This is a genomic window from Pseudomonas pichavaramensis, assembly GCF_050473265.1.
Classification (GTDB): domain Bacteria; phylum Pseudomonadota; class Gammaproteobacteria; order Pseudomonadales; family Pseudomonadaceae; genus Aquipseudomonas.
This window is the reverse complement of sequence record NZ_JBJKFJ010000013.1, coordinates 99,918-119,518: the sequence shown is the minus strand read 5'-3', so window position 1 is coordinate 119,518 and position 19,601 is coordinate 99,918. Positions and strand designations below refer to the sequence as shown.

General features: G+C 63.4%; 18 protein-coding genes. 6 read left to right on the top strand and 12 right to left on the bottom strand.

Annotation, left to right across the window (positions count from 1 at the left end; genetic code table 11):
• Positions 1-22 precede the first annotated feature (22 nt).
• Positions 23-2,233 carry a TonB-dependent siderophore receptor gene (locus tag ACJRW5_RS20050; RefSeq protein WP_484572251.1) on the bottom strand — a complete coding sequence of 737 codons (2,211 nt, stop codon included), beginning with the start codon at positions 2,231-2,233 and terminating at the stop codon, positions 23-25.
• A gap of 166 nt (positions 2,234-2,399) precedes the next feature.
• On the opposite strand from ACJRW5_RS20050, the gene ACJRW5_RS20045 reads away from it, so the two are divergent.
• Complete coding sequence (locus tag ACJRW5_RS20045; protein ID WP_484572250.1) at positions 2,400-3,365, top strand: helix-turn-helix transcriptional regulator; 966 nt, start codon at positions 2,400-2,402, stop codon at positions 3,363-3,365.
• A 126-nt stretch (positions 3,366-3,491) separates the two neighbouring features.
• On the opposite strand, the gene ppk1 is transcribed toward ACJRW5_RS20045, so the two are convergent.
• Together ppk1 and hemB are read right to left on the bottom strand one after the other, a co-directional pair.
• A complete protein-coding gene (ppk1, locus tag ACJRW5_RS20040; RefSeq protein WP_484572249.1) occupies positions 3,492-5,678 on the bottom strand; it encodes a polyphosphate kinase 1 in 2,187 nt (728 codons plus the stop codon).
• Between the two features lie 19 nt (positions 5,679-5,697).
• On the bottom strand, positions 5,698-6,711 hold the full coding sequence (hemB, locus tag ACJRW5_RS20035) for a porphobilinogen synthase (RefSeq protein ID WP_484572248.1): 1,014 nt from the start codon (positions 6,709-6,711) through the stop codon (positions 5,698-5,700).
• 356 nt (positions 6,712-7,067) lie between these two features.
• On the opposite strand from hemB, the gene ACJRW5_RS20030 reads away from it, so the two are divergent.
• Positions 7,068-7,622, top strand: a complete 555-nt coding sequence (locus ACJRW5_RS20030; RefSeq protein WP_484572247.1) for a DedA family protein — start codon at positions 7,068-7,070, stop codon at positions 7,620-7,622.
• Here the strand turns inward: ACJRW5_RS20030 and ACJRW5_RS20025 are convergent.
• Positions 7,590-8,834 (bottom strand): sterol desaturase family protein, encoded by a 1,245-nt coding sequence (locus tag ACJRW5_RS20025; protein ID WP_484572246.1) that lies wholly within the window; start codon positions 8,832-8,834, stop codon positions 7,590-7,592. The genes ACJRW5_RS20030 and ACJRW5_RS20025 overlap by 33 nt on opposite strands.
• 176 nt (positions 8,835-9,010) lie before the next feature.
• Between ACJRW5_RS20025 and elbB the strand changes: the two genes are divergently transcribed.
• Both elbB and ACJRW5_RS20015 read left to right on the top strand, forming a co-directional pair.
• Positions 9,011-9,670: an isoprenoid biosynthesis glyoxalase ElbB gene (gene elbB / locus ACJRW5_RS20020; protein WP_484572245.1), complete on the top strand. Its 660-nt coding sequence runs from the start codon at positions 9,011-9,013 to the stop codon at positions 9,668-9,670.
• A 299-nt stretch (positions 9,671-9,969) separates the two neighbouring features.
• Positions 9,970-10,437, top strand: coding sequence for a thioesterase family protein (locus ACJRW5_RS20015; RefSeq protein ID WP_484572244.1), 468 nt, complete (start codon positions 9,970-9,972; stop codon positions 10,435-10,437).
• 92 nt (positions 10,438-10,529) lie between these two features.
• Here the strand turns inward: ACJRW5_RS20015 and ACJRW5_RS20010 are convergent, their stop codons facing one another.
• The 6 genes from ACJRW5_RS20010 to ACJRW5_RS19985 all read right to left on the bottom strand — a co-directional run bounded on the left by ACJRW5_RS20010 (position 10,530) and on the right by ACJRW5_RS19985 (position 16,657).
• Entirely contained in the window at positions 10,530-10,979 is a 450-nt protein-coding gene (locus tag ACJRW5_RS20010) for a YaiI/YqxD family protein (RefSeq protein WP_484572243.1), read from the bottom strand.
• A 52-nt stretch (positions 10,980-11,031) separates the two neighbouring features.
• The gene (locus ACJRW5_RS20005; RefSeq protein WP_484572242.1) at positions 11,032-11,367 is read right to left on the bottom strand and encodes an enhanced serine sensitivity protein SseB C-terminal domain-containing protein; all 336 of its coding nucleotides are present in this window, start codon (positions 11,365-11,367) and stop codon (positions 11,032-11,034) included.
• 115 nt (positions 11,368-11,482) lie between these two features.
• A complete protein-coding gene (locus tag ACJRW5_RS20000; protein WP_484572241.1) occupies positions 11,483-13,372 on the bottom strand; it encodes an FTR1 family protein in 1,890 nt (629 codons plus the stop codon).
• 127 nt (positions 13,373-13,499) lie between these two features.
• A complete protein-coding gene (locus ACJRW5_RS19995) occupies positions 13,500-14,132 on the bottom strand; it encodes a LysE family transporter (protein ID WP_484572240.1) in 633 nt (210 codons plus the stop codon).
• A 75-nt stretch (positions 14,133-14,207) separates the two neighbouring features.
• A complete protein-coding gene (locus ACJRW5_RS19990; protein ID WP_484572239.1) occupies positions 14,208-14,747 on the bottom strand; it encodes a mechanosensitive ion channel family protein in 540 nt (179 codons plus the stop codon).
• Positions 14,747-16,657, bottom strand: coding sequence for an ATP-binding cassette domain-containing protein (locus tag ACJRW5_RS19985; protein ID WP_484572238.1), 1,911 nt, complete (start codon positions 16,655-16,657; stop codon positions 14,747-14,749). Before ACJRW5_RS19985 ends, ACJRW5_RS19990 begins: the two co-directional genes overlap by 1 nt.
• 38 nt (positions 16,658-16,695) lie before the next feature.
• On the opposite strand from ACJRW5_RS19985, the gene ACJRW5_RS19980 reads away from it, so the two are divergent.
• Positions 16,696-17,139 carry a TIGR02444 family protein gene (locus tag ACJRW5_RS19980; protein ID WP_484572237.1) on the top strand — a complete coding sequence of 148 codons (444 nt, stop codon included), beginning with the start codon at positions 16,696-16,698 and terminating at the stop codon, positions 17,137-17,139.
• Here ACJRW5_RS19980 and ACJRW5_RS19975 read toward each other — a convergent pair.
• Positions 17,136-18,086 (bottom strand): AlgP family protein, encoded by a 951-nt coding sequence (locus tag ACJRW5_RS19975; protein WP_484572236.1) that lies wholly within the window; start codon positions 18,084-18,086, stop codon positions 17,136-17,138. The two genes, ACJRW5_RS19980 and ACJRW5_RS19975, sit on opposite strands and share 4 nt — an antisense overlap.
• Before the next feature lie 156 nt (positions 18,087-18,242).
• Between ACJRW5_RS19975 and ACJRW5_RS19970 the strand changes: the two genes are divergently transcribed.
• A complete protein-coding gene (locus ACJRW5_RS19970; protein ID WP_484572235.1) occupies positions 18,243-18,890 on the top strand; it encodes an FKBP-type peptidyl-prolyl cis-trans isomerase in 648 nt (215 codons plus the stop codon).
• A gap of 28 nt (positions 18,891-18,918) precedes the next feature.
• Here ACJRW5_RS19970 and rsd read toward each other — a convergent pair whose 3' ends face one another.
• A complete protein-coding gene (gene rsd, locus ACJRW5_RS19965) occupies positions 18,919-19,392 on the bottom strand; it encodes a sigma D regulator (RefSeq protein ID WP_484572234.1) in 474 nt (157 codons plus the stop codon).
• Positions 19,393-19,601: the final 209 nt, after the last annotated feature.

The window sequence follows — 19,601 nt, the reverse complement described above, 5'->3', positions numbered from 1 at the left end:
CATCCACCCTCGGGTAAGGGCGTCAGAAGCTGGTGCTGAGGCTGGCGTAGAAGGTGCGCCCTGGCTCGTTGTAGGTGTAGGCGCCAGCCTCACGGCTGTTACCCTCGCGGTACAGGCGCTTGTCGAACAGGTTGCTGATGCCGGCACCGACGCTCCAGTTCTTGCTGATGGCGTAGTTGCCGCCGACACCGACCAGTGCGTAGGGCGAGATTTCCCGACGTGCGTCGCCGCCAAGCACATTGCCCTGGTAGTCGTACTTGCCCGGAGTCTGCCGGCCGTACCAGGTGACAGTGGTCTGCAGCGACAGCGGATCGGTCACCTGCCAGTCCAGAGTCGAGTTGACGGTGAATTCGGGGATCACCGACAACGGCTCGCCGGTTTCCTTGTTCTTCGATTGCAGCATCCAGGTGAAGTTGGTGTTCCAACTCAGGCTGCTGGCCAACGGCATCTTCAGGTTGCCCTCGAAACCCTCGACCACCGCCCGCGGAATGTTCTCCCACTGGAACACGTTGGCTACCCGCGTGGTGCTGCCCTGGGTGAAATTTACCGTGGCCACCGGGCTACGTCCGGCCTCGACCTTGTCACGGTAGTCGTTGCGGAACCAGGTCAGGCTGGCGTGGTAGTCACCGGACTCGAACTCGATGCCCAGTTCCTTGTTGATGCTGGTTTCTGCATCCAGTTGCTCGTTGCCAAGCAGGAAGCAGCCGGGGTTACCGGCCTGGTAGTCCCAGCAGCCCAGGCCATTGCTGTACAGCGCGTAGGAGCCGTTGCTCTGGTACAGGTTGGGCACCTTGTAGGCCCGGGCGATACCGGCTTTGACGGTGAAGTGCTGGTCGAGGCGATGCGACAGGTTCAGCGACGGGCTCCAGTTGCCACCGCTGAGGCTGTTGTGGTCATAGCGCAAGCCGGGGGTGAGGATGGTTCCCGGGCGTAGTTCGATGTTGTCCTCGATGAACAGAGAGGCGGTACGCATGGCGATGTCGCCATCGAAACGGGTCGGGTACGCGATGTTCTGGATCGCGGCGAGATCGGAGACGCCATCTTCCATGCGCTGCTCGTTCCACTCGGCACCGATGGTCAGCACCTGCTCGAACACAGCTGAAATCGGCAGGCTCACTTCACTGTGAGCGGTCAGGCTCTCCAGTTCGATGGTGCCGAACTGGTCACTGTAGATCGCCCCTTCCGGGCCACCGGCCAGGCCTTCGCGCAGACGGTTGTTGCGCGTACGCTCGTACTGCAGGTAATTCAGCGTGGTACCGAAATCCCAGTCGCCGTAGTGCGTGACACCATAGGTGTTGCGATACATGCGATTGGTTTCACGACCGATCCACGGGTTACGGAAGCTTTCCACCACGCCACCGGAGAGGTTGTTCATGCTGTCGCCGGTGTAGATGTTGCCCTGACGACTGAAGCCAGCCTGCAATTCGAGGGTCTGCGACTCGTCCAGACGCCAGCTCAGGGTGCCGTCGACATCGCGGTTGCGCACCCCCTCGCGGCCGGCCAATGCGGCGTTGTCGGGGCTGATGGCGCGGCCCTCGTTGATGTCTTCATCATCCGAGTCGGTCTTGTTCAGGTTGCCGTAGACGCGGTAGGAAATGTTCTCGGTCAACGGCCCACTGAGGCCGAAGTTGAGCCGGCGAGTGGCGCCCTCCTCGCTATGCTCGGGCATGTTGGCGTACAGACTGAGGTTGCCGTGATGCTCCAGACCGGCCTGCTTGGTGATGATATTGACCACGCCACCCGCCGCACCGCTGCCATAGCGCGCCGCCGCCGGGCCGCGCAGCACCTCGATGCGCTCGATCTGCTCGGCCGGCACCCAGTTGGTATCGCCGCGCGTGTCACGGTCACCGCGCCAGCCGTAACGCACGGCGTTGCGCGAACTGACCGGCTTGCCGTCGATCAGGATCAGGGTGTTCTCCGGGCCCATGCCGCGGATGTCGATCTGACGGTTGTTGCCGCGCGCCCCCGAACCACTGTTGCCGGTCAGGTTCACCCCCGGCTGCTTGCGGATGATCTCGGCGATGTCGTTAGCCGGCGGCGCCTTCTGGATATCCTCGGCGGTGATCAGCGAAACGCCCAGCGCCTGACGCAGTTCTTCCTGCGCGGTGCCAAGCACCTCGGTCGCCTGCAGCTCCAGTGGCTCTTCGGCGGCCACGCCCAGTGCCGGCAGCGCCATCAGAACGGCGACAGCCAGTGGATTGACCGAATGATGTCGGCGCAATTGCGGATTCATATACCCCTCCCCCGATATGCGCTGAGCCAGAATGGAACAACGCAACACATAATGCGAATGATTTGCATCAATAAATGTCGAGGCGTAGTCTGCCACCCTGTTCGCAGCAAGAGGTTTGCGCGCCGGGATTTGTTCTTTGCGCCAGAAGCATGCAGAGGAACCACTGATGAGCAGCCAAGCCCCCATCGTCAGAGCAGAAGAACTGTCGGAGTTGTCCGGCGACGCCATCCGCCTGGTGCAGGGTGAAAGTCGTGACCGGCTGTTCCAGGGCCATCTGAGCTGGCGCCGACTGCGCAGCGGGCTTTCGCTGCACTGCTCGGACTGCCTGGAGCTTCAGGACTTCGCGACCCAGGCCGAGGCCAGCCCGCACCTCAACTTCATCCTCTTTCTGCAGGGCCACAGCGAGGTCAGCTACGACGGCCAGCCTTTCACCTTCGGCAAGCCACGCCTGGGCGGCGAAGGCGTGACCATCGCCCTCAACGAACCGATGTTGTTCGCCCGCCGCGCGCGCCGGGGTCAGCACATCCGCAAGGTGTCGGTGAGCCTGAGCCAGGAGTGGTTCGAGTCGAGCGGTTTCGACGGCCAGGCAGAACTGCAGGCACTGCTGCAGAACGACTACCGGCCGCTTAACGTGCTGCGCTGGCAACCGTCGGCGCGCCTGCTGACCCTGGCCGAGCAGGTGCTGCACCCAGGATGCGGCAATCGCCTGCTGGAGAACCTCTACCTGGAAAGCCGTGCTCTGGAGATCGCAGGTGAAGCACTCAGCCTGCTGACGCGGCAACCGGCACAAGCGCCGGCCAACCTGCGCCCGCATGAGCACCAGCGCATTCGCCGCACCTTGGAATTACTCCATAGCGGCGAGGCGGATGGCTGGTCGCTGGAGGAAATAGCCCACGAGGTTGGCTGCTGCGCCAGCACCCTGCAGCGCCAGTTCCAGGCCGTCAAAGGTACATCGCTGTTCGAGTATCAGCGCCAGCGCAAGCTGCAACAGGCGCGCGAGGCACTGGAGCGGCAAGGTGTGAGTGTCAGTCAGGCGGCGTGGATCGCTGGCTACAGCAGCGCCGCCAACTTCTCCACGGCGTTCAAACGCGCATTCGGCATCAGCCCCAAGCAGGTACGGGCGCGGTTGTAGGGAGACGCCGCGCGCACCAATGACGACGGTGCGCACGGCGCACCCTACGGTACATCCGGCCGGGCTGTTTTCTCCCCTCTCCCGCAAGCGGGAGAGGGTCAGCAGAAGGCTGCAAGCAACCGCTGTTTAGCGCGCAACGACTACCGGGGCGGTGAGTTTCTCCAGCAAACCGGACTGGGCACTGCGCGGGTTCTGATTACCAGTCGGCTGCTGGCGCACGTAGCGGCCATCGGACTGCAGCACCCAGGCCTGGGTGTTGTCGGTCAGGTAGCTTTCTAGCTCCTTCTTCACCCGGGTAATGAGCTTCTTGCCTTCCACCGGGAAGCAGGTCTCCACACGCTTGTCGAGGTTGCGCTCCATCCAGTCGGCACTGGACAGGTAGATCTTCTCGTCGCCGCCGTTGAGGAAGTAGAACACCCGCGTGTGCTCGAGGAAGCGGCCGATGATCGAGCGCACCTGGATGTTATGCGACACCCCGGCAATGCCTGGGCGCAAGCAGCACATGCCACGCACCACCAGATCGATCTTCACCCCGGTCTGGCTGGCCTTGTACAGGGCGCGGATGACCTTGGCGTCGGTCAAGGAGTTGAACTTGGCGATGATGTGCGCCGGCTTGCCCTCGGCCGCCGTAGCGGTTTCCTTGGCGATCAGGTCGAGCAGGGTCTTCTTCAGAGTGAACGGCGCGTGCAGCAGCTTCTTCATGCGCAGGGTCTTGCCCATGCCGATCAGCTGGCTGAACAACTTGGCAACGTCTTCACCAAGCGCCACGTCTGCGGTCAGCAGACTGTAGTCGGTATACAGCTTGGCATTGCCGGCGTGGTAGTTGCCGGTACCAAGATGCGCGTAGCGCACGATCTCGCCGTTCTCGCGACGCAGAATCAGCATCATCTTGGCGTGGGTCTTGAAGCCGACCACACCGTAGATCACCACCGCGCCGGCCGCCTGCAGGCGACTGGCCAGCTGCAGGTTGGACTCTTCGTCGAAGCGCGCGCGCAGTTCGATCACCGCAGTGACCTCCTTGCCGTTACGCGCGGCCTCGACCAGCGCGTCGACGATCTCCGAGTTGGCACCGGAGCGGTACAGGGTCTGCTTGATGGCCAGCACGTGCGGGTCCTTTGCCGCCTGGCGCAGCAGGTCGACCACCGGGGTGAAGGACTCGAACGGGTGCAGCAGGAGGATGTCCTGCTTGCTGACCACGTTGAAGATGTTCTCCGAGTTCTGCAGCAGCTTGGGAATCACCGGAGTGAACGGCGCGTACTGCAGGTCCGGATGGTTATCCAGGCCGGTGATGCTGAACAGACGGGTCAGGTTGACCGGGCCGTTGACCTGATACAACTCGCCCTCGGTCAGGCCGAACTGCTTGAGCAGGTAGTCACGCAGGTGTTTCGGGCAGGTATCGACCACTTCCAGACGCACCGCATCGCCATAACGGCGGCTGAACAGCTCACCGCGCAGTGCGCGGGCCAGGTCCTCGACGTCCTCGGTATCCACCGACAGGTCGGCGTTACGGGTCAGGCGGAACTGGTAGCAGCCCTTGACCTTCATGCCCTGGAACAGGTCATCGGCGTGGGCGTGGATCATCGACGAGAGGAACACGTAGTTGTCGCCGGGGCCGCCGACGTCTTCGGGCACGCGGATGATCCGCGGCAACAGACGCGGCGCCGGGATGATCGCCAGACCGGAGTCGCGGCCAAAGGCATCGACACCTTCCAGCTCGACGATAAAGTTCAGACTCTTGTTCACCAGCAAGGGGAACGGGTGCGTCGGGTCGAGGCCGATCGGCGTGATGATCGGCGCGATCTCATCGCGGAAGTAACGACGCACCCAGGTCTTGAGCTTGGCCGTCCAGTAGCGCCGGCGAATGAAGTTGATGCCCTGCTTGGCCAGTGCCGGGAACAGGGTGTCGTTGAGAATGGCGTACTGGCGCTCGACCTGCTCATGCACCAGCTCGCTGATCCGCGACAGCGCCTGATGCGGTTGCAGGCCGTCGGCGCCAGCCTGTTCACGGGCGAAATTGATCTGTTTTTTCAGACCGGCGACGCGAATCTCGAAGAACTCGTCGAGGTTGCTGGAGAAGATCAGCAGGAACTTCAGGCGTTCCAGCAACGGATAGGACTCGTCCAGCGCCTGTTCCAGCACCCGGATATTGAACTGCAACTGAGACAGTTCACGATGGATGTACAGACTGCTGTCATCCAGGCTGGGGGGTGGCGGTGCCGGTGTTTCCACCACCGGTTGTTCAGCCACCATCTCGACCTGAGGTTGCGGCTGGGAGCCTTCTAGCGCTTCGCTGGTGAGTCCTTCGGTGTTCATCGCTGGGTTCCTGGGGGCGTCATTGCCCCTGTTTTAGCAGTTCTGCCGCACGTACGGCGAAATAGGTGAGGATGCCATCGGCACCCGCGCGTTTGAATGCAGTGAGCGACTCCAGCACGACAGCCTCGCTCAACCAGCCGTTGCCGATGGCAGCCATGTGCATGGCGTACTCGCCACTGACCTGATAGGCGAAGGTCGGCACCTTGTAGGCGTCCTTCACGCGCCAGACGATGTCCAGATAGGGCATGCCCGGCTTGACCATGACCATGTCGGCGCCTTCGGCGAGGTCGGCGGCCACTTCGTGCAGCGCCTCGTCACCATTGGCCGGGTCCATCTGATAGGTGTTCTTGCTGCCCTTGCCAAGGTTGGCGGCCGAGCCGACCGCGTCGCGGAAGGGGCCGTAGTAGGCGCTGGCGTATTTGGCAGAGTAAGCCATGATGCGCACATTGACGTACTCGGCCAGCTCCAGCGCCTCGCGGATGGCCTGGATGCGGCCATCCATCATGTCCGACGGGGCCACCACCTGAGCGCCGGCCTCGGCATGCGAAAGCGCCTGCTTGACCAGGGCATCGACGGTGATGTCGTTCTGTACGTAGCCGTCCTCGTCGAGGATGCCGTCCTGACCGTGAGTGGTGAAGGGGTCGAGCGCCACGTCGCTGATCACCCCCAGCTCAGGGAATTTCGCACGCAGCGCACGAATCGCGCGCTGGGCAATGCCGTCCGGGTTCCAGGCCTCGGCGCCATCGAGCGACTTTTTCTCCAGCGGCGTGACCGGGAACAGCGCCAGCGCCGGAATACCCAGCGCCACCCAGTGCTCGGCCTCTTGCAGAAGCAGGTCGATGGACAAACGCTCGACGCCCGGCATCGACGGAATGCTTTCGCGGCGGTTTTCGCCATCGAGGACGAACACCGGCAGGATCAGATCATCGACGCTCAGGCGGTTCTCACGCACCAGACGACGGGAAAAGTCGTCACGACGATTGCGACGCAGGCGAGTGGCGGGGAACAGGCGATTGGCGGGGGTAACGCTCACGGCATACTCCAGAGCCCGCGCAAGCGGGTCAGTGTGACAGGTTATAGAACCTGTTCACGATTTCGCGAGCTAGAGCTGTGCAAGGCAAAAATAGGCGAGGAAGCGGAGTGTGCTCTAGCACATGAGCATTCTGAGCCTTTTTTTAACGCAGCAGAGCCGACGCGCAGCGGATCGTGGATAGGTTCTACGAACATTATGACCAAATGATGACATTGCCATGACGCATTGCGACCGCGGGTCGCAGCCAGCAAGGGCGCGGCAATGCCACGAAACCTGACCATTGTGGCATGTCACGCCACCTTCCGGGCTTTTCACTGTCGGAGTAGTCTGCATCACCTCTTGCGCGAACTCATCCAATGCTAAATGACCTGATACAGCAGTTCGGTTACCCGGCGCTGATTCTCGGCACCTTCCTCGAAGGCGAAGTTTCGCTGCTGCTGGCTGCCTACCTGGCCGTGCGCGACGTACTGGAGATCGAATGGGTGGCGCTGTGTGCCTTTCTTGGCACCTTCGCCAGCGACCAGTTGTGGTACTACCTCGGCCGTCGCCATGGCCGTGCTCTGCTGGCACGCAAGCCGCGCTGGCAGCCGCTGGGCGAGCGCGCCAGCAGCCTGATCAGGCGCTATCCGGATATGTGGGTGCTGTGCTTTCGCTTTCTCTACGGGCTGCGTACGGTGATGCCGCTGACCATCGGCCTGTCCGGCTATTCATGGTCACGCTACCTGCTGCTCGACGCCATCGGCGCTGGCGTCTGGGCGGGTGGCATCAGCCTGTTGGCCTACAGCCTGGGCAATGCCATGGGCGGCCTGCTCGACGAACTGCGCCACTATCAGGTTCTCCTGCTCGCGGGCGTCGTGCTGCTGCTTTCGCTCGCCTGGCTATACCGGTGGCGTCAGCGCCGGCGCGGCTAAGCCGCGCGCCAGCCAGATACCCAGCAGGCTGGCCAGGCTGTAGGCGGCCAGGCACATCCAGCCTGCGCCATCCAAGGTCAACGCACCCAGCACCTGCGCCAGCCAAAACACCGGCAGATTGAGTGCCAGGCGCAGGCATTCCAGGCGCACGGCAAACGCTCGATTCTCCAGCCACAGGCCAATGCTGCACAGCCCCAGGGCCATCCACAGACAGGCCAGCAGTATGGCCGCCATGGCCAACGACTCGCCTCGCGCCAGCAGCCACACCCCCGCCAGCAGATAACAGACGAACTGCAGCAGGGCATAGAACTGTGCGCCGCGGCCCAGAGGCACATCGAACTTGCGGAAGTTGCTTAGGTCCGCCTTGGCCTGTGGATACCGCGCGGCGACGTCAGCCGGGCGCCAGCCGGTGGGCATGAACCAGATACGCAAGCGGTCCCACCAGCTGCTGGTTCGTCTTGCGTCATGCCAGAGACCGGCATAGACCTGCAGGTTGGCCCATAGCGGGTTCCAGCTGGCCAGCGGTACGGTGACGCCGAAGATCACCGGCTCCTCGTCGAGTTCTTCCTGAAAGGTGCCGAAAATTCGATCCCAGACAATGAACACACCGCCGTAATTGCGATCCATGTAGATAGGATTCTGCGCATGGTGTACCCGGTGGTTGGACGGCGTGATCAGCAACCACTCAAGCCAACCCAGCTTGGGGATATGCCGGGTGTGTACCCAGAACTGATACAGCAGATTCAGGGCGGCTACCGTGAGAAAGACCAGCGGCGGTACGCCAACCAGCGCCAGCGGCAGGTAGAAGATCCAGCCGAAGATGAAACCGGTGCTGGTCTGCCGTAACGCAGTGGAGAGGTTGTAGTCTTCACTTTGATGATGCACCGCATGCGCAGCCCAGAGCACGTTGCGTTCATGGCCCAGGCGGTGGTTCCAGTAGTAGCAGAAGTCGTAGAAGACGAAGGCGAAGATCCATACCCAGAGACTGTTTGCGGACAACTCGAGTAACGCCAGATGGTCCCAGGCGAAGGCGTAGGTGAGCAGGCCAACCACCTTGGTCAGCAGGCCGGTGGCCTGTGACAGCACGCCGGCACTGAGACTGTTCAGAGCATCGGCCAGGCGATAGCTGCGCATACCGCGCCAGCGATCGGCAAGCAGCTCCAGGCCGATCAGCAGGAAGAAGAAGGGCACCGCGTAGAGAACGTAATTCATGACTGCGCCATATCGTTGTACTTGTATCGGAAGTGGGCTGTTATTCATCCTATGCGCAGCCTCGCCAGGCTTCGCGGCGGCAGATGACAACCCGAGCGGCATTTGGCGACACCCCAGAAACTACTAACACCCGCGCCCACCCCCAGAGGCGTGTTTTCCCTCACCAGGAGTCGAGCATGAACAAAAAAGTGGCTGTGATTCTGTCCGGCTGTGGCGTCTACGATGGTTCCGAGATCCACGAGAGCGTGATCACGCTGCTGCGCCTCGATCAGCGCGGCGCCGAGGTGCAGTGCTTCGCCCCCAACGTGGCGCAGCTGCATGTGGTCGACCACTACAGCGGCGACGAGATGAACGAGACGCGCAACGTTCTGGTGGAATCCGCGCGTATCGCCCGCGGCAATATCAAGGACGTCAGGGAGCTGCACGTGGCAGCCTTCGATGCGCTGATCCTGCCGGGCGGCTTCGGTGTGGCGAAGAACCTATCGGACTTCGCCACCAGTGGCGCCGGCTGCAGCGTGCAGCCGGACGTGCTGGCTGCCTGCAAGGCCTTCGCCGATGCCGGCAAGCCGGTCGGTCTGATGTGCATCGCGCCGGCCCTGGCAGCCAAGATCTTCGGTGCCGGCGTGGTCTGCACCATCGGCAGCGATCACGACACCGCCGCAGCCCTGACCCAGATGGGCGCCGAGCACCATGAATGCGAGGTCAGCGACATCATCGAAGACAGTCAGCGCAAGCTGGTGACCACGCCGGCCTACATGCTCGCCCAATCCATCGCCGAAGCCGCCTCGGGCATCAACAAGATGGTCGACCGTGTGCTGGAGCTGACCCACCACTGATCCGGAGCATCAGCCGCGCAATGCCCGGCAGAGAAACCCGGAACAAACCGTGGGAGGGGCTTTAGCCGCGACAGACAATCGCCGCTAAAGCGCCTCCCACAGGATGTGCCGCCACAGCCCCAGCCGCCCTCCCCAGCCAACCGCTCCCCGGATAGCATCCGGGCTACGCGTCTGGTCGCGACTGTGCGGCATCGCGACAGGTCGATCCGGCCATTGCTCAAGGCAGTCCGGCATTGCCTCTGGCCAAAACCATCAGGCTGCGTCAGCGTGACAGGCACCGATCGACGGAGCCACCGCGCATGTCAGACACCTTCACCCTGGACACTGAGCTGCAACAGGCGGTAGCCAGTTTCTTCCAACGCATACCCTTCAATCAGGTGCTCGGTATCGAGCTGGATGAGCTGAGCCTCGAGCGGGTCACCATGCACCTGCCGATGAAGCCCGAGCTGATCGGCAACTTCGTCCACGGCATCCTTCACGGTGGGGTGATTTCCTCACTGCTCGACGTTTGCGGTGGCGCCATGGCGTTGATCGGCGCCTTCGCCAACCACCAGCATCTACCTGCGGCCGAGCGCATGAACAAGCTGTCCAAGCTCGGCACCATCGACCTGCGCATCGATTACCTGCGCCCTGGCCGCGGCCAACGCTTCACGGCGATGGCGACGCCATTACGCGCCGGCAACAAGGTCGCGGTGATCCGCATGGAACTGCATAACGACGAAGGCGTACTGGTGGCGGTTGGCACCGGAACCTATCTATGCGGATAGCGACGCCCCACACTGTGGGAGGGGCTTTAGCCGCGACTGGCTCCACCTCGACTCGCCGCTGAAGCGCCTCCCGCAGAGGTCATTCGGGACGCTTATCGACTCAAGCGCGTCAGGATACGATCCAGCGCATTGGCGAAGGCCTGGCGATCCTTCTCCGAGTAGGGCGCCTGACCGCCACCGACCTGGCCCTGCTCACGCAAATCGGTGAACAGGTTACGCACCGCCAGACGTTCGCCCATGTTGCGCTCGTCGAACTCGCGACCGCGCGGGTCGAGCGCCGCCACGCCCTTCTTCACCAGACGGTCGGCCAGTGGCACGTCACTGCAGATCACCAGCTCGCCCGGCACGGCATGTTCGACCAGATGATCGTCGGCAGCATCCGGCCCACTCGGCACCACGATCAGCTTCACACAGGCGAAGTTCGGCCGGGCAACGGCTTGCCCGGCCACCAACACCACTTCGAAGCCTCGCTTGAGAGCGAACTTGACTACCTGATCCCGCGCCACCCGAGGGCAGGCGTCGGCGTCGATCCATACGCGCATGCAGCACCTTTCATCGTAGAACTCACGCGCAGTATGCCAGCAGGCAAGCGAATCATGCGCTGTAGAACGGCTGGCAGCGCTCGCGCACGGCACGCGACAGGTTGTCGTCGGCCAGCTCGATCAGATCCAGTTCGACCTCATCCGGCAGCAGCTCAGCGACCAGCGCCGCCAGACGCCGCTGGCCACTCTGGTCTGCACCGGAGACGGCCAGCAACAGCCGCGGTTGCGGGCCAATGGCCGGGTCACGCAGCGCCGCGAGGAAAGCCTCCTGCACGGTGAGCTGGGCGCAGGCCGCAGACAACGCCTGTTCCAGGGGCGGATGGCGCAACGCGGCCAGCGCCAGGTCGGGACTGTCGGCGTAATGAGTGGAATGGATGGAGGAGGACATGCGCGCACTCGGCAGAGGGTTTGAAATCAGCCTAGGTGCACTGAGTGGCTCTGTCGTAGCGGCGGTTCACGCTATGACGCAAGGAGGGCGGCGAAACCGCCCCCGAATCACGTCATCAGCCCTGCTCGGCCAGACGCCGACGCTCGCCCAGCAAGCTGCGTCCATAAAGCAACGCGATACCAGCCAGAGCCAGGCCTTGAGCCGACAGGCTCCAGGCATCGGCGTGAATGCCCAGCCAGTCGAACTCGAAGAACGGTACAGGTCGGGTGCCCAGCACACCGGCTTCCTGCAGTGCAGCCACGCCATGCCCAGCGAAGACCACCGAGAGCACGCAGAGCAGCACGGCATTGACGCCGAAGAAGGTCGCCAGCGGCAGTTTGCGCGAGCCACGCAGGATGACCCAAGCCAGGCCGATCAACACCACCAGCGCCGCGGCCGCACCGGCCAACACGGCGCCATGTCCGGCAGGACCGGCCTGCAGCCAGAGGGTTTCGTAGAACAGAATGACTTCGAACAACTCGCGGTATACCGAGAAGAACGCCAGTACGGCGAAGCCGAAACGGCCACCGCCGCCGACCAGGCTGCTCTTGATGTAATCCTGCCAGGCGGCTGCATGACGGCGGTCGTGCATCCACACGCCGACCCACAGCAGCACCACACTGGCGAACAACGCCGTAACCCCCTCGAGCAGCTCGCGCTGAGCGCCGCTGACATCGATGACGTATGCCGCCACCGCCCAGGTGGCGACGCCGGCGAGCAGCGCCAGGCCCCAACCCACATGCACACTGTGCACAGCCTGCTGCTGACCGGTATTGCGCAGGAAGGCGAGAATCGCCGCCAACACCAGAATCGCCTCCAGGCCCTCACGCAACAGAATCAGCATGCTGGCGAAGAAACTCAGGCTGTCATCCATTGCGCCGTCTTTCAGCAGCGCTGCGGACTTGTCCAGCTCCACCTTGGCCAGCTCCAGTACCTGAGCCGCCTGCGCGACACTGGCGCCATCCTGCAGCGCCTGACGATAGGCCATCAAGGCGCGCTCGGTAGTCTTGCGCTGCGTAGCGTCAAGGTTGTCCAGCGCGCTTTCGACCAGTTCAAAGCCTTCAAGATAGGCGCCCACGGACAGGTCATAGGCCTGCTCCCGGTCGCCATCGCGGTAGGCCTGCAGACTGTGTGTCAGGGTCTCGCGGGTGTAACCGATCAACTGCTGCGGCCCCCGCTGCTCAAGCACAGGATGGGCACGCTGGGCGCGGAAGGCCGCAACGTCGCCACCTGTTGCGGCAATTTCCGCCGGGGTGCGCCCGGCCAGCTCGCGCATCGCGAAAGGTGCGCCGCCCTCTGCCGGAGCCGCGGTGAAACCGGCGATATAGACAGCCAGGTCCCAGCGCTGACGTTCATCGAGCTGGTCGGCGAAGGCAGGCATGTCGGTGCCTTCGATCCCCAGACCAAGCGTGTTGTAGAGATCGTAGAGGCTCAACCGGTCCAGTCGCGCAGCATCACGCAAATTGGACGGCGGCGGCTCGAGACCGATACCTGCGGGGCCATCACCGGCACCGGTTTCACCATGGCAGACCGAGCAGTGCTGGGCGAACAGCGGCGCACCGCGCTCGGGGTCCGGAGTCAGTACGGGGGTCTGCGCAACCTGATAGAGCTCGGCCAGACGGGCACTGAGCTGACGGGCCTGGTGAGCGACCTGCTCACCGGGTTGGCGCTGCTCGACCGCTTGCTGCAGGTCGGCGATGCCCTGCTCCAGCTCGGCACGTTCGGCCTTGGCCGGCAATGCGACAACCAGCCCCTGCAACACGCCGATGAACTCCAGTTGCTCGCGGTATTCGCCAGCGTCGACCACCTGGCCTTCAGCGACCGTGGCGGGATAATCGGCTCCGATGTAGCCGAGCATGTGCAGGGCCTGCGCAGCCCCCTCGAGCGGCTCCGCCAGGGCGCAGAAGCTGCTGAACGCCAGCAAGGGCAGCAGCAAGCAAGAAAGCAGGGAACGATAACGACTCATCAATGCATTCCGAAACGCGAATGGATGACATTAATTGTTGCCGCCCTGCCCTGCTCAGACAAGGAAAATTTGAAATATCTGGTAACAATCCGCCAAATGGCCGCTCACCAGCGGCCAGATCCGGAACTCAGACAGCCGCGCGCTTGACCGTCGCCAGCAGACCGGCAGCAGCGGCGAACAACGTGGCGAAACTGCGGTTCATCACCCGTTGCTGACGGGGCGTGCGCAACGCCCGCAGCACGCGCGAAGCCAGCCCGGTGTATCCGGCCATGACGATCAGGTCCACGGTGATCATGGTCACGCCCATCACCAGATACTGCGCCACCAGCGGCGCATGCGGATCGATGAACTGCGGCAGCACCGCGAGCATGAAGACGATCGCCTTGGGGTTGCTGAAATTGACCAGGAAACCACGTAGTACCAGAGTCAGTGGCCGGCCAATAGGGCGCTCGGCCGCACCGGTATCCAGATCGCTGGGCAGGGCGACCCACTGCTTGTAGGCGAGGAACAGCAGGTAGGCCACGCCGAACCACTTGATCATGCTGAAGGCCAGGGCCGAGGTGGCCAGGATCGCGCCCACGCCCGCGGCGACGATGGCAATCTGCAGTGCCAGACCGAGCTGCAGGCCGAGCGCGTTCCAGTAACCACGCCAGAAGCCGTACTGCATGCCGGCAGACATCGAAGCCACGGCACCAGCACCTGGCGACAGGCTGATCACCCAGCAGGCGACGAAGAATGCGAGCCAGGTTTCCAGAGCCATGATGCGTACCTCGAAAAGCTGAAGTCAGGGAAAGGACAGACAGCCTACTCCTGCACCAACGCGCCGACCAGTCGCTCAGCGCCAGCGGCGTACCGATTTCTGGAAGAACAGACTGTTGGGCACCTGCAGCAGGGCGCCTGCGGCGTCTTCACTGAGATCCTGCAGGGTGGTGTAGAACAGATTGATGGCGATCACCCGGCCTTTGACACCTGGTTTGTCGGCACTTTCGATGACCTCCACGGTGTCGCCCATGCGAAACGGCCCCATGGTGAAGATCAGCAACGCACAGAACATGTTCGACAACACGCTCCAGATGGCGAAGAAAGCCACCGCTGCCACTGCTGTGAAACCTGTAAGCGCCGTCCACAGCACCGTCGCCGAAACGCCGAGGCGCTCCAGCACCATCAGCAGGGCACTGCCCATGATCACCCAGCGCACCAGGCCACGCAGTGGCTGCAGCACCTCGGGCGGCAACAGGCTGTAGCGCGCACCAAGACGGCTGATGGCGCGGGTCAGAATACGCTGGGCCATCCAGGCCAGAAGGATGATCAACAACACCTGACCGGCGCGCAGCAAGGGATCACGCCATGCCATCAGCAACTCAAGCTGTTCCATCACTCGGCTTCCTCCAGTTGTTGCTGCAACGCCTCCAGGGTTTCCAGGGCCAGCAGCCAGGCTTCCTCCAGCTCGGCTTCACGGGCCTTGAGGCGGGCCTGCTCGGCCAGTTGCTGACGCAGTTCATCCTTGCGCGCTGCCTCGTAGATGCCGCTGTCACCCAGCGCGGTTTCCACCGCGGCGAGCTGTTCCTGAACCTTGCCCAGCTCCTGTTCGAGCTTGTCCGCCTGCTTCTTGTGCGGCGCCAGTTGCTGGCGCAACGCGGCGGCGGCCTGGCGCTGGGCGCGCTTGTCGGTCTTGTCTGCGGTCGGCGCGGCGCTGCTGACTGGCTGCTGACGGGCACGAAAATCCACCAGCCAGCGCGCGTAGTCGTCCAGATCCCCTTCGAACGGCTGGATGCGCCCGTCGGCCACCAGCAGGAACTCGTCGGTGGTGCTCTTGAGCAGGTGACGATCGTGGGAGACCACCAGCACCGCGCCGGCGAAGTCCTGCAGGGCCATGGTCAGGGCCAGGCGCATTTCCAGATCGAGGTGGTTGGTCGGTTCGTCGAGCAGCAGCAGGTTGGGCTTCTGCCAGGCGATCAGGGCCAGGGCCAGGCGCGCCTTCTCGCCACCGGAGAAGTTGACCACCACTTCATCGCAGCGCTCGCCACGGAAGTCGAAGCCGCCGAGAAAGTCGCGCAGGGTCTGCTCGCGCTCGCCCGGGGCGATGCGCTGCAAGTGCAGCAGCGGACTGGCCTTGGCATCCAGCGAGTCGAGCTGGTGTTGGGCGAAGTAGCCGATGGCGAGGTTCTCGCCGCGCGCCAGCTCGCCGCCGAGCACGGAAAGGTCACCGGCCAGGGTCTTGATCAGGGTCGATTTACCGGCGCCGTTGGGGCCGAGCAGACCAATCCGGGCGCCGGGCGCCAGGCTCAGCTTGACCTTCTCCAGGATGGTCTTGTCGCCATAACCCAGGCGCGCCTCGGAGAGATTGAGCAGTGGGCTGGAAACCTTGTCGGCCTCGCGGAAGGCGAAGTCGAACGGCGAATCGACATGCGCCGGGGCCAGCTCTTCCAGGCGCTCCAGCGCCTTGATGCGGCTCTGCGCCTGACGGGCCTTGGTCGCCTTGGCCTTGAAGCGGCGGATGAAATCTTCCATGTGCGCACGCTGCGCCTGCTGCTTCTCGAAGGCCTGCTGCTGTTGCGCCAGACGTTCGGCACGGGTGCGCTCGAAGGCCGAGTAGCCGCCGCGGTAGAGGGTCAGCTTCTGCTGTTCCAGATGCGCCACGTTGTCAACCACGGCATCAAGGAAGTCACGGTCGTGGGAAATCAGCAGCAGGGTGCCGGGGTAGCCCTTGAGCCACTCTTCCAACCAGAGGATGGCGTCAAGGTCGAGGTGGTTGGTCGGCTCGTCGAGCAGCAGCAGTTCGGACGGGCACATCAGCGCCTGCGCCAGGTTCAGGCGCATACGCCAGCCACCGGAGAAGTCGCCGACGCGCTTGTCCATCTGCTCGCTGGTAAAGCCGAGGCCGGCGAGCAGCTTGCGCGCGCGGGCATCGGCGCTGTAACCCTGGGCGCTGTCCAGCTCGCTGTGCAGGCGGGCGATGGCGGCACCGTCGTGAGCCGTCTCGGCAGCGGCCAGTTCGGCCTGGATCGCGCGCAGGTGCACGTCGCCGTCGAGCACGTAGTCCACCGCCAGGCGTTCGAGGGTATCGACCTCCTGGCGCATGTGGGCGATACGCCAGTCCGCCGGCAACCGGCAGTCGCCGGCATCGGGGCTGAGGTCGCCACGCAGAAGCGCGAACAGGCTGGACTTGCCGGCGCCGTTGGCACCGATCAGACCGACCTTCTGGCCGGCGTGCAGAGTCAGTTCCGCGCCTTCGAGCAGACGTTGCGGACCGCGCTGTAGAGTGAGGTTCTGGAGTCGGATCATAATGGCCGCGGAGTCTATCAAATCGCCTCGGAGGCCGCGTGCAGGAACTGTGGAATTTCGCGCTTAAACTCTACTCCGCCCCCGGCGTGGAGCAGGCCTGCCTGGAACTGCAGGAATCAGGTAGCGATGTCTGCCTGCTGTTGACTGCGGCCTGGTTGCAGCAAAGGGGCGTGCGCTATATGGATGAACGCCTGCACACACTGCAGGGGGTCGCAGCGTCGTGGCAGGGCCAGGTGGTCTCCCCCCTGCGCCAGCTACGCCGCGCGTGGCGCACCACGGCATGCCAGGATACAGAGCTGGCGAGCCTGCGTGAGCAGCTCAAGAAGCTGGAGCTGCAAGCCGAACAAGTGCTGCTGGAGAGATTGCAGAGCGCGGCCGAACAATGGCCCGGCGGAGAAAGCGCAGACGATTGGCTGACGCCTTTGCTGGCAAGCAATGGCGCCGCGCTGCAGGTGCTGCGCGACGCCATCAAACGCGCCTAGGACGCGCTCGGCGTTTCCGCTGCGGCAGGTACTGCCGGAGCGGGTGCAGCCGGCGCAGCGCTGGGCGCAGCAGCCTTGGCGGTCGCCGGCTTAGCCGCGGCCTTGCTGGCTGCAGGTTTAGCGGCTGGTTTGGCTGCTGCGGGCTTCTTCGCAGCTGGCTTGCTGACAGGCTTGGCCGCAACTTTGCTCGCTGCCGGCTTGGCAGGCGCAGCTTTGGCAGCGGGTTTGGCTGCAGCAGGTTTAGCCGCTGGTTTGCTGGCCGCTGGTTTTGCAGGCGCCTTCGGCGCAACAGGCTTGGCTGCTGGTTTCGCCGCGGGCTTGGCGGCAGCCGCCGGTTTCGCTGCAGGCTTGCTAGCTGCGGGTTTGGCGGCGGGTTTAACTGCTGCTGGCTTGGCCGCAGCTTTCGGCGCGGCCGGCTTGGCTGCTGTAGGCTTGCTGGAGGCCGCCTTGGCAGGCGCCTTCTTCACCGGTGCCTTGGCGGCAACAGGCTTCTTCGCAACGGCAGCTTTGCTCGCCGGCTTGGCTGCCGGGGCCGCGGCCTTGGCCTCACGTGCATCCAGTGCCTTGCCCGCGGCGTCCTTCACCTTGCCCACGCCCTGCGCCAGCTTCAGGCTTTCCTGAGCGTCACGCTTGAGCTGGGCGATATAGGTGCGAGTCTCACCTTGACGGGCTTTGAGCGAATCAAGCAATTCTTCCAGCTCGGCGACTGCATCCTTGGCCTTGGCTTGCGCCTTGGCCTTTCCGGCCACGGCGGCATCCTGCATTTTACTGCGGGCCTTGTGCAGTTTTTCCTGAGCCTTGCCACGCTGTTTTTCCAGTTTGGCGAGGAGCTTCTCAGCATCGATCAGCGCTTGCGAGCAGGCATTTTCAAGGTGTTCGAGCAGGCTGGCAGACAGTTGGTGCAGCAGGTGCAACGGGGTACTTACGGACTTCTTCTTGGCCGACATGGCGCGCCTCCTGGCGGATGTGGATGCGCCCATACTAGACGTACGCGCGAAGCCCCGCCATAGGCCAATTGGCGATCCCTGCAGATGTCGGCAGGCACTGGCATAATCGCCATGCTCCGCTGTGCACAGCAGCCACTCTGACCGGGAGACATCGCCATGAGCCGCGCCGTACTAGCCACCCTCGCTATCTGCTGCAGCCTCAGTGCGCAGGCCGACCAGCATCAGCAGGATCTGGCCTACAGCCTGGGCGCCCGACTCGGCGAACGCTTGCAGCAGGAGGTACCTGACCTGCCACTGAGCGACCTGATCGAAGGCTTGCGCCAGGCGTACGACGGCAAGCCACTGCGACTCGATGCTGCACGCATCGAACAACTGCTGGACGAATACGAAGCGCGCATCGCAGCCTCGCCACAGCGCCATACCCCGGCAATCGAGGCGGAACAGCGTTTTCTTGCCGAAGAAGCTCGCCGCGCCAATGTGCGGACACTGGAAAACGGTGTGCTGATAACCGAGCTGAGTGCCGGAAACGGCCCCAAGCCCAACCCGCGCAGCCGAGTACAGGTCAGCTACCGAGGCTCGCTGGCGGACGGCAGCCTGTTCGACGAAAGCGATTCGCCGCAATGGTTTCGCCTGGACAGCCTGATTGCCGGCTGGCGCAGTGCGCTACTGCAGATGCCGAAAGGGGCGCATTGGCGCCTGGTGATTCCATCAGCTCAGGCGTATGGGGAAGAAGGCGCGGGTGATCTGATCCCACCTTACGCGCCGCTGGTGTTCGATCTGCGCTTGCTCGACGTGACGGACTGACTCCCTCGCGCGCAGATGGCTGCAAAACTCAAACGACTTCGGCAGCCTGCTCCTGATGAGCGTTGTGCAGCACTTCGATCAGACAGTCTTCCAGCTCGAAACGCTCATGCAGCAACTGGCCCAGGCGATCGAGTTCCGCAATCAGGGACGCATTGTCGCGGCAGTCGCCGTTGTCACAACGGTCGTTGAATGCCAGCGCCACCTGGGTGATCGCCTCGATGCGTGGATAAATCTGCTTGGCCAGTTCAAGACCACGCTGATCGTTGAAGGCCTTCGCCTCATTGGTCAGCTGTTCGTAGACTTCGAAATGCCCGGCCGATACGTAGTCGACCAGAATTTCGCAAAAGCCCAGCAGGCCTTCAGCGTTCACCGCCGGCGCCTGTGGTGACTTGGTCAACGCACTGTACGCTTGCACCAGATCGCGACGCTCACTCAGCCAGCGATCAATCAGTTGATGAACCCCGCCCCAACGTTCCTGTGCGTTCTGGCAACTCTCGAGCATGGTAGACCTCGCTTCCCTTATCGGTAATGCCTGTTATACGTCTGCTCCCGAGACGTTTTCTATGGCCAACCATCCTTGGAGGCCATTGTTCGGCCGTCGCGACGCGGCGCTGTCAAAGCGTTCCCGACGATTTTCTGTCAATCGCAGCAGGAGCTTGGGAAGGCAACCGCAAAATGGCGTTTTTCCGGCGGTACGTGCGAGCCAGATTA

What these genes read in the sequence shown, in the direction of transcription:
- ACJRW5_RS20050 (WP_484572251.1), bottom strand. Translation starts at nt 2,233, where the DNA reads ATGAATCCGCAATTGCGCCGACATCATTCGGTCAATCCACTGGCTGTC.
- ACJRW5_RS20045 (WP_484572250.1), top strand. Translation starts at nt 2,400, where the DNA reads ATGAGCAGCCAAGCCCCCATCGTCAGAGCAGAAGAACTGTCGGAGTTG.
- ppk1 (WP_484572249.1), bottom strand. Translation starts at nt 5,678, where the DNA reads ATGAACACCGAAGGACTCACCAGCGAAGCGCTAGAAGGCTCCCAGCCG.
- ACJRW5_RS20030 (WP_484572247.1), top strand. Translation starts at nt 7,068, where the DNA reads ATGCTAAATGACCTGATACAGCAGTTCGGTTACCCGGCGCTGATTCTC.
- ACJRW5_RS20025 (WP_484572246.1), bottom strand. Translation starts at nt 8,834, where the DNA reads ATGAATTACGTTCTCTACGCGGTGCCCTTCTTCTTCCTGCTGATCGGC.
- elbB (WP_484572245.1), top strand. Translation starts at nt 9,011, where the DNA reads ATGAACAAAAAAGTGGCTGTGATTCTGTCCGGCTGTGGCGTCTACGAT.
- ACJRW5_RS20015 (WP_484572244.1), top strand. Translation starts at nt 9,970, where the DNA reads ATGTCAGACACCTTCACCCTGGACACTGAGCTGCAACAGGCGGTAGCC.
- ACJRW5_RS20010 (WP_484572243.1), bottom strand. Translation starts at nt 10,979, where the DNA reads ATGCGCGTATGGATCGACGCCGACGCCTGCCCTCGGGTGGCGCGGGAT.
- ACJRW5_RS20005 (WP_484572242.1), bottom strand. Translation starts at nt 11,367, where the DNA reads ATGTCCTCCTCCATCCATTCCACTCATTACGCCGACAGTCCCGACCTG.
- ACJRW5_RS20000 (WP_484572241.1), bottom strand. Translation starts at nt 13,372, where the DNA reads ATGAGTCGTTATCGTTCCCTGCTTTCTTGCTTGCTGCTGCCCTTGCTG.
- ACJRW5_RS19995 (WP_484572240.1), bottom strand. Translation starts at nt 14,132, where the DNA reads ATGGCTCTGGAAACCTGGCTCGCATTCTTCGTCGCCTGCTGGGTGATC.
- ACJRW5_RS19990 (WP_484572239.1), bottom strand. Translation starts at nt 14,747, where the DNA reads ATGGAACAGCTTGAGTTGCTGATGGCATGGCGTGATCCCTTGCTGCGC.
- ACJRW5_RS19985 (WP_484572238.1), bottom strand. Translation starts at nt 16,657, where the DNA reads ATGATCCGACTCCAGAACCTCACTCTACAGCGCGGTCCGCAACGTCTG.
- ACJRW5_RS19975 (WP_484572236.1), bottom strand. Translation starts at nt 18,086, where the DNA reads ATGTCGGCCAAGAAGAAGTCCGTAAGTACCCCGTTGCACCTGCTGCAC.
- ACJRW5_RS19970 (WP_484572235.1), top strand. Translation starts at nt 18,243, where the DNA reads ATGAGCCGCGCCGTACTAGCCACCCTCGCTATCTGCTGCAGCCTCAGT.
- rsd (WP_484572234.1), bottom strand. Translation starts at nt 19,392, where the DNA reads ATGCTCGAGAGTTGCCAGAACGCACAGGAACGTTGGGGCGGGGTTCAT.